The 11,666-nt window shown below is 75.7% G+C and carries 10 protein-coding genes, 1 tRNA gene and 1 pseudogene; 5 read left to right on the forward strand and 7 right to left on the reverse strand.

Features of this window, described 5'->3' with window-relative positions; all coding sequences use genetic code 11:
* Positions 1-35 precede the first annotated feature (35 nt).
* The 3 genes from ACZ6EM_RS36400 (at position 36) to ACZ6EM_RS36410 (ending at position 2,150) form a co-directional block, all read left to right on the forward strand.
* Positions 36-551 carry a hypothetical protein gene (locus ACZ6EM_RS36400; protein WP_401045933.1) on the forward strand — a complete coding sequence of 172 codons (516 nt, stop codon included), beginning with the start codon at positions 36-38 and terminating at the stop codon, positions 549-551.
* 104 nt (positions 552-655) lie between these two features.
* Positions 656-1,561 (forward strand): spermidine synthase, encoded by a 906-nt coding sequence (locus ACZ6EM_RS36405; RefSeq protein ID WP_465774284.1) that lies wholly within the window; start codon positions 656-658, stop codon positions 1,559-1,561.
* 130 nt (positions 1,562-1,691) lie between these two features.
* Positions 1,692-2,150 (forward strand): GNAT family N-acetyltransferase, encoded by a 459-nt coding sequence (locus ACZ6EM_RS36410; RefSeq protein ID WP_452179043.1) that lies wholly within the window; start codon positions 1,692-1,694, stop codon positions 2,148-2,150.
* A gap of 262 nt (positions 2,151-2,412) precedes the next feature.
* On the opposite strand, the gene ACZ6EM_RS36415 is transcribed toward ACZ6EM_RS36410, so the two are convergent.
* The 5 genes and pseudogenes from ACZ6EM_RS36415 to ACZ6EM_RS36435 all read right to left on the reverse strand — a co-directional run.
* Positions 2,413-3,330, reverse strand: a complete 918-nt coding sequence (locus tag ACZ6EM_RS36415) for a hypothetical protein (protein ID WP_465774285.1) — start codon at positions 3,328-3,330, stop codon at positions 2,413-2,415.
* 110 nt (positions 3,331-3,440) lie between these two features.
* On the reverse strand, positions 3,441-3,887 hold the full coding sequence (locus tag ACZ6EM_RS36420; RefSeq protein WP_465774286.1) for a DUF4442 domain-containing protein: 447 nt from the start codon (positions 3,885-3,887) through the stop codon (positions 3,441-3,443).
* 183 nt (positions 3,888-4,070) lie between these two features.
* A tRNA-His gene (locus ACZ6EM_RS36425) sits at positions 4,071-4,146 on the reverse strand.
* 175 nt (positions 4,147-4,321) lie between these two features.
* A complete protein-coding gene (orn, locus tag ACZ6EM_RS36430) occupies positions 4,322-4,924 on the reverse strand; it encodes an oligoribonuclease (protein ID WP_401045941.1) in 603 nt (200 codons plus the stop codon).
* Positions 4,925-5,798: 874 nt separating this feature from the next.
* A pseudogene (locus ACZ6EM_RS36435) lies at positions 5,799-6,804 on the reverse strand (helix-turn-helix domain-containing protein); the annotation flags it as partial.
* Between the two features lie 1,025 nt (positions 6,805-7,829).
* On the opposite strand from ACZ6EM_RS36435, the gene ACZ6EM_RS36440 reads away from it, so the two are divergent.
* Positions 7,830-8,636, forward strand: coding sequence for a GNAT family N-acetyltransferase (locus tag ACZ6EM_RS36440; protein ID WP_465774287.1), 807 nt, complete (start codon positions 7,830-7,832; stop codon positions 8,634-8,636).
* Between the two features lie 146 nt (positions 8,637-8,782).
* On the opposite strand, the gene ACZ6EM_RS36445 is transcribed toward ACZ6EM_RS36440, so the two are convergent.
* Both ACZ6EM_RS36445 and ACZ6EM_RS36450 read right to left on the reverse strand, forming a co-directional pair.
* Complete coding sequence (locus ACZ6EM_RS36445; RefSeq protein WP_465774288.1) at positions 8,783-9,952, reverse strand: HAD family hydrolase; 1,170 nt, start codon at positions 9,950-9,952, stop codon at positions 8,783-8,785.
* 433 nt (positions 9,953-10,385) lie between these two features.
* Positions 10,386-11,216: a hypothetical protein gene (locus ACZ6EM_RS36450; protein ID WP_465774299.1), complete on the reverse strand. Its 831-nt coding sequence runs from the start codon at positions 11,214-11,216 to the stop codon at positions 10,386-10,388.
* Here ACZ6EM_RS36450 and ACZ6EM_RS36455 point away from each other — a divergent pair.
* Positions 11,148-11,624 (forward strand): universal stress protein, encoded by a 477-nt coding sequence (locus ACZ6EM_RS36455; RefSeq protein ID WP_380351429.1) that lies wholly within the window; start codon positions 11,148-11,150, stop codon positions 11,622-11,624. The two genes, ACZ6EM_RS36450 and ACZ6EM_RS36455, sit on opposite strands and share 69 nt — an antisense overlap.
* The last annotated feature ends 42 nt before the right edge of the window (positions 11,625-11,666 follow it).

The raw sequence follows: 11,666 nt of genomic DNA on the forward strand, positions 1-11,666 counted from the left end.
CTGTGCTTCCGGACCGACGAGGTACAGGAGAGCCCATGATGGCCACCGGACTGCCGCAGTACCGACCCGTCCGCGGGGGAGTGCTCGCCGGCGCGGCTCCCGCCCTGCTCCCCGAACCCGCCGACGACCGGCACTCCGGCCGGGGACCGGTCGAGGGCGGCCGCACCCCCTGCGGCGGCCGCCGGCGCGAGCGCACGACCCCCGACGAGGGGACCTCCGTCACCGCCTGCGACACCGTGACCGTCGCCCTGCGGCACGGCCTGGAAGCCGTCGACATCCTGAGACTGCGCCGCGCCTGCGGAGCCGTCCTGCAGAGCCGCAACGGCAGCACCGTCTCCTTCCTCGTCCCGGCCGGCACCTGGGAGACCTGGCACCTGCCCGGCAGCTCCTGTACCGCGGGCGCGCTCGTGCCCGCCACCACCGACCCGCGCTGGGTGATCCCGCCCTCCGGCGCCGGCCGCACCGCCCGCCCCACCGACGCCTGGGTGCTCCGCTCCGCCCTCTGCGAGGCCGCCTGCACGCTCACCGCAGGCGGCCTCGGCCCGTTCTAGCGGGCGTGCCGCGCGGATCCCGCCGGGCCCCCAACCTCCGGCCGGGTCCCCGGGGCACGCCCCTGACCTGTGGGTGTTCCACCCCGACGGCGATAATGGCCGGTATGGGACGAAGCAGCAGAGCCGCGCGCGGCCCGGAACCGGCGGCCACCACCGGACCGGACGGACGCACCCACGCCCAGGGCCCGCTCAGCCGCCCCGTCGGCTCCGGCCTCGCCGAACTGCGCCCCGACCGCGACCGCCCCGCCGCCTGGTCGCTGCTGATCGACGGCGCCCCGCAGTCCCTGGTCGACCTCGCCGACCCCACCCACCTCGGCTTCGAGTACCAGCGCCGGCTCGGCCACCTGATCGACCTGGTGGCCCCGCCCGGCCGCCCGCTCACCGTCCTGCACCTCGGCGGCGGCGCCCTCACCCTGGCCCGCTACACCGCCGCGACCCGGCCGCGCTCCCGCCAGCAGGTCGCCGAGATCGACACCGCGCTCACCGAACTCGTCCGCACCGAACTCCCCCTGGACCGCGGCTGGCAGATCAAGGTGCGCGGCGCGGACGCCCGCAGCGTGCTGGAGCGCACTCCCGAGGACAGCGTCGACCTGGTGATCACCGACGTCTTCTCCGGGGCCCGCACCCCCGCCCACTGCACCACCGTCGAGTTCACCACCCTCGCCGCCCGGGCCCTCGCCCCCGGCGGCTGGTACGCCGCCAACATCGCCGACGGCGGCGCCCTGCCCTTCGCCCGCTCCCAGGTCGCCACCCTCGGCGCGGTCTTCCCCGAGCTGTGCCTGATCGCCGACCCCGCCGTGCTGCGCGGCAAGCGCTTCGGCAACCTCGTCCTGGCCGCCGCCCACACCCCCCTCCCGGTCGCCGACCTCACCCGCCGCGCCGCCTCGGACTCCGCCCACGCCCGGGTCGAACACGGCCGCGCCCTCACCGACTTCGCGGCCGGAGCCGTTCCGGCGACGGACGCCACGGCGGGCCCGTCCCCGGAACCGCCGCCGGGGGTGTTCCGCTGACGGCCGCGGTCCGGCGCGTCCAGCGGTGAACCCCGGCAGCACCGTGCCGCCCGCCGCAAATCCGTTGGCGGACGACCGGATCGCGGCCGACAATGGCGTTGCCGTCCGGCCACCGACCCGAGGGGGCGCCATGGAGATCAGACCGGCCCGGCCGGACGAGGCCGCGCTGCTCACCGGCATCGCCCTGCGGTCCAAGGCGTACTGGGGCTACGACGAGGCGTTCATGGCCGCCTGCCGGGCGGAGCTGACCGTGGACGCCGGCGTGATCGAGCGGTCGGCCACGGTGGTGGCCGAGCACGGCGGGCGGGTGCTGGGGTTCGTCTCGCTCTCCGGCGCCCCGCCGACCGGGTCGCTGGACCAGCTGTTCGTCGAGCCGGAGTCGATCGGCCGAGGCGTCGGCCGCGCGCTGTTCGAGCAGGCCCGGGGCCTGGCCGTGGAGCTCGGCCTGCGCCGGCTCACCATCGACTCCGACCCGAACGCCGAGCCGTTCTACCTCGCGATGGGTGCCACCCGGATCGGCAGCGTCCCGTCCGGCTCGATCCCGGGACGCGAACTCCCGCTGCTGGTCCTGGACCTGGCCGCGCCATAGGCGGGCTGCCGCTGCCGCTGCCGCTGCCGCTGCTGCTGCCGCTGTCCCGGCCCGCGCCCGGCGGCGGGAGGCGCCTCGGCGGCCCCAGGACGCGCGCAGCCCGACGCCGCGGCTCGACCGACCCGGGACCGTTCGCTGCCGGAGCGGCACCGAGTCCCGGGCCTTCGGTCTTCGGCCGGGCGGTGCCCCCGCCCGTGCCTCGCGATGCGCGTACCCCGGCGTCGGCCCGCTCGTTCTCCGGGCGGACGCCGGGAGTTCGAGTTCAGTGCCCGCGTGGCAGCCCGCGGTGCTTCCACATGGCCGCCCCGGTGAGCAGCAGCCCGGCGGCGATGGGGGCGAGGACGGCGGTCGCGGTGGCGGAGCCGTCATGGGAGGTGGCCGCCGTGGCGGTGTCGGCGATGGCCACCGCCGCGGGCGTCCGGCCGAGGCCGGCTCCGGCGGGGGCCGTGGAGTCCGCCGGCCGGTCGGACTCGGCGGGGGGTCCTGCCTGGTCGACGGTCGTGGCCGTCGCCTCCTGGACCAGCGTTCCCTCCGCGGCCTGGCGCTGCCGGGGAACGGCGGGAAGGGTGCCGTCGGGTCGGCGGCGGGCGGCGGAGGACAGGCCGGCGGGTCCGCCCTCGCGGGAGGCGCGGGGGTCGTCGGGCGGGGCCTGGGCGGGGAGGGTGTCGAGGAGGCCGGATGCGAGCGCGAAGGCGTCGGGGACGGCCGCCCGTTGGCCGGGCAGGGGAAGGCCGCCGGCCCGGATGCGTTCCTGGAGGGTGCCGCCGACCGCGCCGACCGCTCCGGTGGTCCCGTCGGTCGGACCGTTGCCGGCCGGTTCCCCGGCGGCCCCGGGGGAGCGGTCCGGCAGGCCGCCCGCCGACGGTCTGCCGGCCGAGGGTCCGGACCCGACGGGACGTTCGGCTGACTGCCCGTCGAGGGCGGGTCCGTCGAGCACCGGCCGGTCGAGTGCCGGGGCGCCGTGCAGCGCGCGCCGGACGGCGGGCCGGGCCGGGTCCGGCGGTGGGTCGGCGGCGGCCGCGTACGCCCCGGGGGCGCCGACTCCCCAGAGCTGCGTGAGCAGGGCTCCTGCGGCGGCGACGACCCGGGGGCGGGGCAGCCACCGGGCGATCCCGCGGCGGGCACCGGCGCCGCCGCGAGGGGCGGGTTCCTGGGGCTTGGTCGCGTGATTGGCTCGCACGTGAATCGAGAACGAGCGGCCGGGTGGTGAGGTCACGCCCACCGTCACGGACGGTCATCGCGCGGGTGGCCCCGGGGCCGGCGCTCCCGGGGCCAACGGCCGCGTGGTGGTCAGGAGTTGGGGCGCAGGGTCCAGGTGACCGTCATCACGCCGGTGACGGCGCCGTCGGCGCGGGTGATCTCGACGGTGACCGGGAACTCGGGGCGGCCGCCGGCGTCCAGCTCGGCGACGATCTCGGCGGCCGGGCGGCCGAGCACGGCGGTGGCGGTGACGTCGCCCATGGCGAGCTTCTTGTACGCGATCTCGGCGTTCACGGCGAGCGGCACGGCCCGGGACAGCTGGTCGCCGAAGGCGGCGAGCACGATGCAGCCACTGGCGGACTCGGCCAGCGTGAACATCGCGCCGGCGTGCGGGCCGCCGACGTGGTTGTGGTACGCGGTCTGGTCCGGCAGGCGGAGCACGGCCCGCTCCGGGGTGGTCTCCAGGTAGTCCAGGTTGAGGGTGTGCGCCATCGGCACGGTGTCGTCGAGCAGCTTGCCGATCGTGGGTGTGGTCATGGCGACGATGTTACTAGCCGGTAGCTTCCGGCGGCAGGGGGTCGGCCGGAAAGTCGACGTGGCGGGCACGTGTGAGGGAGCGCACATCCGGGTGGGGGGCGTGCAACTGAGGCCGTGCACAGCTGAGGGAACGCGAAAACGCCTGAGGGGCCGATCTCTTGAAGAGATCGGCCCCTCAGGCTCTGGGGTGAGTGACGGGACTCGAACCCGCGGCCACCTGGACCACAACCAGGTGCTCTACCAACTGAGCTACACCCACCATCTGTCCGGTCCGTTCGCGCTCTCGCGTTCCCGTTCCGACAGGAAGAACTCTACAGGATCCGAGAGGGTGCTCGCGCCAGGGTTTCGATCCGGCCGACGCGGGCACCTTCTCCGACCCTGCAGCGGGGTTCCGCCGGGCCGTTCCGGGAGCGGCCCGGACCGGCGGCCCGGGTTCAGCTCGCCGGGGACCGGTACTTCCCGGCGATCGCCCGCGCCGTGTCGGCGTCCGGGCCGGGCTGCGGGACGAACACCGCCTCGCGGTAGTACCGCAGTTCGTCGATGCTCTCCCGGATGTCGGCGAGCGCCCGGTGGTTGCCGCCCTTCGGCGGGCTGTTGTAGTACGCCTTCGGGTACCAGCGGCGGGCCAGCTCCTTGATCGAGGAGACGTCCACGATCCGGTAGTGCAGGTGCTTCTCCAGAGCCGGCATGTCCCGGGCCAGGAAGCCGCGGTCGGTGGCCACCGAGTTGCCGCAGAGCGGGGTCCTCCCCGCCTCCGGTACGTGCTCGCGCACATAGGCGAGCACCCGCTCCTCGGCCTCGGCCAGGGTCACGCCCTGCTCCAGCTCCTCCAGCAGCCCGGAGGCGGTGTGCATCTCGCGCACCACCTCGGGCATGTTCGCCAGCGCCTCCGCCGGCGGCCGGATGATGACGTCCACGCCCTCGCCGAGGATGTTCAGCTCGGAGTCCGTCACCAGCACCGCGACCTCGACCAGGGCGTCCCGGTCGAGGTCGAGGCCGGTCATTTCACAGTCGATCCATACCAAACGGTCATTCACACAACTCACCCTACGGCGCGATCACGCGCCGCGGGGACCGGTGGAGCCGAGCGGGGTGCCTCGGCCTGGTGATCCTCCGGCCCGTCGTGCGTACCGGGGCCGTCCGGGTGCTCGCCCTCCCGGCCGGCCCGGACCGCATGGCCGTCCCGTCCGGCCCGGACCTCGCGCGCCGCCCGGGCGCCCTCGGCCGAGGGCCGGCCGGCCGCCTGGCCGCGGACCTGCGGAGCCCGGGCCTGGCGACCGCGGAGCTCACCCGGCCCGGAGCCCGGCTGCCCGGCCGGGGCCGGCATCCGTCCCGAGGCCGCGCCGTGACCGCGCCCGGCCGCACCCGGCTCGTCCGCGGGCCGCTCGGCCGCGCTCCGGTGCCCCTGGCCCTGACCGCGGACCCCCGGCTGCGGGAGACCGTCCTCCGCCGCCGCGTGCTCCGCGGTGCGCGGCGGACGTCCGGTCCCCGCCCCCGGTCCGGCCTGCGCCGGAACCACCGGCGGCCGCAGCGGACCGCGCCCTGCCGCACCCTGCTGCCCGGGGTGCGACTGCTGCGCGGCCTGCTGGTGCGGGTACGGCTGACCGGCCCGGACGTGGAAGGGCTGGCCGGTCGGCGTCCCGACCTGGCCCGGACCGAACCCGCCGGGCTGGCCGTGCGCTCCCGGCTGCCCGTGACCGATCTGCTGCCCCTGCTGGCCGTGCGGCACCGGTTGCCCGTGCTGCCCGACCGCGAGCGGCGCCCCCGGACCGGCCGGGAACGGCTGCGCCGACGGCACACCGTGCGCCCCGCCGAACAGCGGCCCACCCGCCGGCGCGACCGCGCCCGCCGGGTGCGGCAGCGCTCCGGGCAGCCGCAGGTCGCCGAGCGCACCGGCCGGCGCGCTCGGCTGCTGACCGGGACGGCGGGCCCGGTAGCTGGTCCGGTACGCGGCCGGGGAGACCCCGAGCTGGCGCCGGAAGTGCCCGCGCAGCGCCACCGGCGAACGGAACCCGCACCGGCGCGCGACATCGTCCACCGACAGCTCCGAGGTCTCCAGCAGCCGCTGTGCCTGGAGCACCCGCTGGGTGATCAGCCACTGCAACGGCGCGCTGCCGGTGAGCGTGCGGAACCGCCGGTCGAAGGTGCGCCGGCTCATGTACGCGCGAGCCGCCAGCACCTCGACGTCGAACTGCTGGTTGAGGTTCTCCAGCGCCCACGTGACCACCTCGGCCAGCGGGTCGTTGCCGATCTCCTCCGGTAAAGACTGATCGATGTACTGGGCCTGTCCTCCGCCGCCGCGGCGGCTCGGCACCACCAGGCGGCGGGCCAGCGCGTTGGCCGCCTCGGCGCCGTGGTCGCTGCGCACCACGTGCAGGCACAGGTCGATGCCGGCGGCGGTGCCGGCGGAGGTCAGCACGTCGCCGTCGTCGACGAACAGCTCGCGCGGGTCGACGTGGACCCGCGGGTAGCGCTTGGCCAGCGTCGGCGCGTACATCCAGTGGGTGGTCGCCGGGCGGCCGTCGAGCAGACCGGCGGCGGCCAGCACGAAGGCGCCGGTGCAGAGCCCGATGATCCGGGCGCCCTCGTGGTGGGCCTTGCGCAGGGCGGTGATCGCCTCGACCGGCGGCGGCTGGGAGATCGAGCGCCAGGCCGGAACGACGATCGTGCCGGCCCGGGCGAGCGCCTCCAGGCCGTACGGGGCGGAGAGGGTCAGGCCGCCGGTGGTGGCCAGCGGCCCCTCCTCGCCGGCGCAGACCAGCAGGCGGTAGCGGGGCACCCCGGCGTCCTGACGGTCCACGCCGAAGACGGAGAGCGGGATGGAGCTCTCGAAGATCGGGGCACCGCCGAAGATCAGCACGGCGACGGTCTCCCGGCGGCGCCGGCCGGACAGCTTGCGCGGGGCGGAGGACGTCATCGGGGTCGGGGAGCCGTTCGCGCCGGGCCCGCCGTGGCCCAGCGGGCCGTGGCCGTGGCCGGAGCCGAGGGCGAGGCCGCCGAGCGGACCGCCGCCCGGGCCGGCGGCGGGTGCGCCGTTCAGGCCCGGGGTGCCGCCGCCGTAGCCGGGGTGGCCGGAATGACCGGGGTGGCCGGCGTGGCCGGCGTGGCCGGGATGGCCTCCGTACTGGCCGGGATGGGCGAGGTGCCCGGGGTGGCCGGAATGGCCCGGGTGCTCGCCGCCGTAGGACTGGCCGGGACTGACGGGTCCTCGGCTGACGGGCTGTCCGCCGAACGACGACTGTCCGCCGAAGGCGGGCTGGCCTCCGTAGGGGGACTGGCTCCCGTAGGGCGTCGCCACGCCGTGGTCCGCGGCGGTCGGCGTCGCACCGGGACCGCCGCCGGCGCCCGCCCCGGGGGAGGGCACCGTGGAGTACGAGGAGTGCGAAGCGGCGCCCTGGGGGCCGGAGGTGCGGGTGGTGGCGATCGCGGTGGTGCCAGTGCCTCTCGCGGACCGACCCGCGCCGCCGGCCGCCGCCTGGCCGCTGTCAGGACCCGCGTCGCTCCTGCTCACCCTGCTCAAGGCGCTCAAGCCCCCTCGGTGGTGTGGTGTGGGTGGTGCGGCACTGCTGGCCAAGATCGAAATCTATCGGGTGGACCATTGCCGTTGTGACAAGTTCACCATCCGACGCTATGTCGACATGGCAATTTGGCGTGATGCATTCGATCACGAAGCGTGGCACCCGTCGACCTTTCTGGGAAGAGGGCCGGGGCAACGGTGGCTGGTTGTCGCGGGACGGTTCCTGGGGCGTCCGGCTCCGGTGCGCCCGGCCGGCTGGTCTGGGCTGCGGATTTGCCCAAGCGGGAGGGATCGGCGCGAAATTGACCGAAAATCGGCGGTGCACGAGGGGGCGCACGGGGAGAAGTCGTGCGCCTCCCAGGCTTCATCCGGCCAAGCCCAGAACGGGGGAACCGGGAACCGGACCGCCGGGTTACGGTCCTGCCGTGAACACCAGCAGCCGGCTCGAACGGGCCAACGACAACGCCGCCGCCTTCTGGCTCGCCCAAGCCCGCGTCCACGGCTGGCAGTCCCGCACCCGCCCGGGGCTGACCGCGGTCCGGTGTGCCCGGACCCCGGACGACGCGCACCGCATCGTGGTGACCCGCCCCTACGACGAACCGGCCTCCTTGGCGCAGGAGTTGGCGGACCTGATGGCCGAGTGGTCGACCATACGCTGCACCGTGGAGGACCCGTACGACGGGCTCGACCTCACCGGCCTCGGGGCCACCCGGATGCCGCTCATGCCGGTGATGGTCCGGGACCCAGGACCGGTCGAAGGCGCGACCGCCGTCCTGCCCGCGGTCTCGGAGGCGCGCGGGGGCGGGGTCCTGACGGTGGATGAGGCGCGGGACGGCGACGGCTTCGCCATGGTCGAGCGGGCCATCGTGGAAGGCTTCCCGCTGCCCGCCCGACAGCCCTGGGTCCGGGGCGGAGCCCTCCCGGAGCAACTGCTGGACGTGCCCGGCTGGCGGGGCTGGCTCGGCCACGTCGACGGCGCGGTGGCGGGCACCTGCCTCACCTATGACGACGGCCGGGCCACCGGCGTGTACTGGGTCGCCACCCTGCCCGACCGGCGCGGCCGGGGCGTGGCCGGCGCCGTCCTCCGGACCGCGCTGGCCCACGCACACCCGGACCGCCCGGCCACCCTGGTCGCCACCTCGCTCGGCGAACCGCTCTACCGCAAGCTCGGCTTCGTCGAGCAGGCCCGCACCTGCTGGTGGACCCGCACGTCGACGGAGCCGGTGGGGTAGCCGGAGTGGGGCGGTGGGCGGTGGCTGCCGGGTGCCGGGTGCCGGGTGCCGGCCGCCGGGTGCCGGGCGGCGGGCAAGGGCGCGGTGGCGCTGGGGTGCGGCGGGGACGGTGGGGACGGCGGGGATGTGAAGGGGGCGGCCGGGCGCTACTGGGCGGCCGCCACGGCGGCTGCGGACGCGGTGGTCGCCGAGCGCGATGCGGAAGATGCGGACGATGCCGTGCCGGGCGCAACGGTGAGGGCGACCGGGGCGGGTGCGGCGCCGTCGGGCCTCGGGCGGACGGTCGTGGCTGCGGTCGTGGCTCTGGCCGTCGCTGTGGCCGTCGCTGTGATCGGTGCGGGGCGGAGGCCGTCCGAGGCCGGGCCCGGTCTGCCGGCCGCACGGGTCCCGGAGTCCGCTCCGGTGTCCGTGCGGGCCTCGGCGATCACGGCAAACCCGCCTGATCGGTTTCGGACACCGGGCCCGCCCGCGGGGGCGGGCTCGCCGGCCGGCCCGGTCGTTGCGGAAACGGATGCGCTCGGGCCGTCCAGGGCGGCCATCGCGGGACGTGCGCCGGACCGTGCGCCGACCAGCGCCGTCGTGTAGCCCGGCATCCCCGCCGCCGTCCTCCGGAGCGGCCCGTCGGAGCGGACGCCCGGTCGGGGCGAGGGTGCGTTCCGTGCGGCGAGGACCTGGCCGACCGCCTCCGGCAGGCCGGCCGCCTTCAGCGTCGGCCGGTAGCCGCTCTCCGCCCACGGCCGCCCGTGGTGCAGCCAGACGCTGCGCAGCCCGGTCAGTTCGGCACCGGCGATGTCGGCGGGTGCGTGGTCCCCGATCATCCAGGTGTGTTCGGCCCAGTCCCCGGTGGGTGCGATGCCGCACCGTTGGGCGGCCATCTCGAAGATCAGCGGGTCCGGTTTGACGCAGTCGGCCTCCTCGGAGATGACCCAGCCGTCGACCAGCGGGCCCAGTCCGGTCCGCCGGATCTTCTCCAACTGCGGCCGGGTGCCGCCGTTGCTGACGATCCCGAGCGTCCACCCGGCCGCCCGGGCGGCTCGCAGCGCCTCGATGTGCCTGGGCGGGCAGTGGATATGGGAGTTGATGCCGCGTCGGTAGTGGGCAATCAGGAAGTCGGCGGAGACGTCCAGCCCGTAGCGGCGCCGGACCGCCGACAGTACGGTGCTGCGCGGAACGTATCCGCCGCCGTCGAGGGTGACGAACCACTCGAGGTCGCCCGGCGGGAGATCGTGTTCGGACAGGAAGTCCTGCGCCCAGGCCCGGTAGGCGGCGTCCCGGGGCAACAGGGTGTTGTCGAGGTCGAACAGGAGCAGGGGCATGCCAAGCATGGTGCCAGCGGCCGAGCCTATGCACCTGGCAAATGCCAGACGGCGTCGCGAAGCCGTACGGAGTGGCCGAAACGGCCTCCGTACGCCTGCGGCGGGCGATGACGCGCGGGCTGTCCGGGGCTGTTGGGGCAGGTCGGACGTCACGGTTCGCGACGCGCCGCAACGGATCGTCGCCGATCCATGACAGTCCGGTCACGGTGTCCCGTGAGGCTGTTGCGCCGCCCGGTCCGCTCAGTCAAGCTCCAGGGAACCTCCTTTCCGGAGGGGGCGCGATCGCCTGTGGGCGGGGCGCACTGCCTCGGCGGGCGCATCCCCCTTTCGCGGGAACAACGTCGCTCAGGGGCTTCCTCGCTGGGCGGGGCCCCAGGCCCGTCGTACTCTGAAAGGAACAGGTCCATACGGTGCTGCGCGGCGCAGACCGACGTCATCCCGTGGGCGGGCCTGCTGCCCGGGCAGCGTTGTTCTCCTCTCCTGTCGGCCCCTCTCCATCGAAGAGCCGTGAGCCATGGCTGGTTTTGAGCCTCCCCGACCGGTCGAACCGGACACGCCCCGCAGCGTGGGCCCGGCGGGCGGGTCTGCCTGCGACCGTCCCGACGGGCCGGCCGAAGTCCGCGCCGACCGGCACGGTGACGACGGCCGTGATCGCCGCAGTGGCCGCCTCGGTGAGGGCCGCGAAGGCGGTCCCGACGGCGACCGTGACGACGGCCGCGACGGTGGCCACGGCGACGGTCGCCGGGACGGCGGCGCGGGCGGGTCTGTCGGCCCGCGAGCCGATGGACGAGCCGATGGACGAGTCGATGAACGAGTCGATGGACGAGCTGACGCGCGCGCCGAAGCCCCGGGCCGCGTCCCGGGCGTACGGACGGGACGCGAGCGAGCCGACGCCGCCGAGGAATCCGAGGCGGCCGGAGCGGCCCGTGCGGTCCAGCCGATCGGCGCGGCCCGGCCGACCGATGTGGCCCGGCCGGCAGAGCCAGGGGAGTCCGGCCCGGGGCGTGACGGCCCGCCGGGCTTCGCGCGCGCTCTGCGCGGCCTCGCCCGTCGGGGCAGCCTCGCCCGCCGTGAGCGCCAGGGGCCCCGCCAGCGGCGTGGCGAACCCCCGGCCGACCCTGCCGGGTCTCCGGTGACGGGCCGCCTGGGCCCGGGCGCCGAGCGTCCGGAGGCGGCTGCCGGCGCGGCCGGCCCGCTGGGTGGCCATGCCGAGCCGTCCGGGCAGGAAGCTCCGGCGCCGTCCCTCGACCCGGTGTTCCAGCACGGTGTGGTGGTCGGCTTCGACGGCTCGCTGTCGAGCGAGCGCGCCCTCGCCTACGCCGTCGGCATGGCGCGCCGTTCGCAGTGCGGTCTGGTGATCGTGCACGTGGCCAACCGTCTGCCCGCCACCGTCTGGGCAGGCTGCGAGCCACCCGTCTTCGTCGACCTCCCCGACCACCGGACCGAGGTCCTCGGCCTGGAGCTCGCCTGCGCGGACTTCCTCACCGGGGTGCCGTGGATCCTGGTTGAGCGCGGCGGGGACATCTGCCACGAGATCGAGGAGGTCGGTCGTGAGTACGCCGCCGACGCGATCGTCGTCGGCACGACGCACGGCCTGCTCGGCAAGATCTTCGGCTCGGTCTCCGGACGGCTGGCGCGGCGGGCCAACCGTCCGGTGATCGTGATCCCCTGAGGTCTCTCGTTCCTGAGGCTTCTCACGAAGCCTCCCCGAGGT

Source organism: Kitasatospora sp. NPDC041917 (assembly GCF_055589745.1).